General features: G+C 69.2%; 2 protein-coding genes. Both read right to left on the bottom strand.

What is annotated here, in order from left to right; all coding sequences use genetic code 11:
* The coding region (locus tag ACLF3M_RS35305; RefSeq protein ID WP_430661697.1) for a recombinase family protein at nt 1-668 on the bottom strand (668 nt) is incomplete at its 3' end.
* The coding region (locus tag ACLF3M_RS35300; RefSeq protein WP_430661696.1) for a DUF2924 domain-containing protein at nt 665-958 on the bottom strand (294 nt) is incomplete at its 5' end. The genes ACLF3M_RS35305 and ACLF3M_RS35300, both read right to left, overlap by 4 nt.

Here is a 958-nt window from a genome sequence, read left to right as displayed (position 1 = left end):
CCCTCGGCCTGCAGGCGGCGCACGGTCTCGACGCCAGAGCCAGTCTCGACGAAGAGCTCGAACACGCGCCGCACCCGCGGCGCTTCGGCCTCGTTCACCACCAGCTTGCGGTTCGCGACGTCGTAGCCGAGCGGCACCTTGCCGCCCATCCACATGCCGCGCGCGCGCGACGCCGCGAACTTGTCGCGGATGCGTTCGCCGATCACCTCGCGCTCGAACTGCGCGAAGCTCAGCAGGATGTTCAGCGTCAGCCGTCCCATGCTGGTCGTCGTGTTGAAGGACTGCGTCACGCTGACGAAGGTGACGCCGTGCGCCTCCATCGCCTCGACCAGCTTGGCGAAGTCCATCAGCGATCGAGACAGGCGGTCGATCTTGTAGACGACGATGACGTCGACCCGATCGGTCTCGACGTCGCGCAGCAGGCGCTGCAACGCCGGCCGTTCCAGCGTGCCGCCGGAGAACCCGCCATCGTCGTAGCGGTCGCGGACCAGGACCCAGCCCTCGGCGCGCTGGCTGGCGACGTAGGCCTCGCAGGCCTCGCGCTGCGCGTCGAGGGTGTTGAACTCCTTCTCCAGCCCCTCGTCGGTGCTCTTGCGCGTGTAGACCGCGCAGCGAAGCTTCTTCGTTGTCGCCGGCATGGCGCCGTCGGGCAGTTGGCGCCGGCTCATGCGCCTGCCCTCCCCTTCAGCCCGAAGAAGGTCCAGCCGTTCCAGCGCGTGCCGGTGATGTGCCGTGCCACCGCGGAGAGCGACCGGTAGGGCCGGCCCTCGTACTCGAAGTCATCGGCACGGACGGTGACCGCGTGCTGAACGCCGTCGTATTCGCGGATCAGCCGCGTACCGGGCAGCGGCCGGCTATCGGCCCGGATCCGGCGCAGGACGACGTTGCCGCCGTCGAGCTGCTCACCCAGCGCCTCAAGCCGTGCTCGCGTTTCCGGCTTCAGCCCGCCATAGGCCAG

It is taken from the genome of Falsiroseomonas sp. HW251 (genome assembly GCF_050563545.1).
GTDB lineage: Bacteria > Pseudomonadota > Alphaproteobacteria > Acetobacterales > Acetobacteraceae > Falsiroseomonas.
The sequence above is the reverse complement of the archived record's forward strand: the minus strand, read 5'-3'. Positions and strand labels throughout refer to the sequence as shown.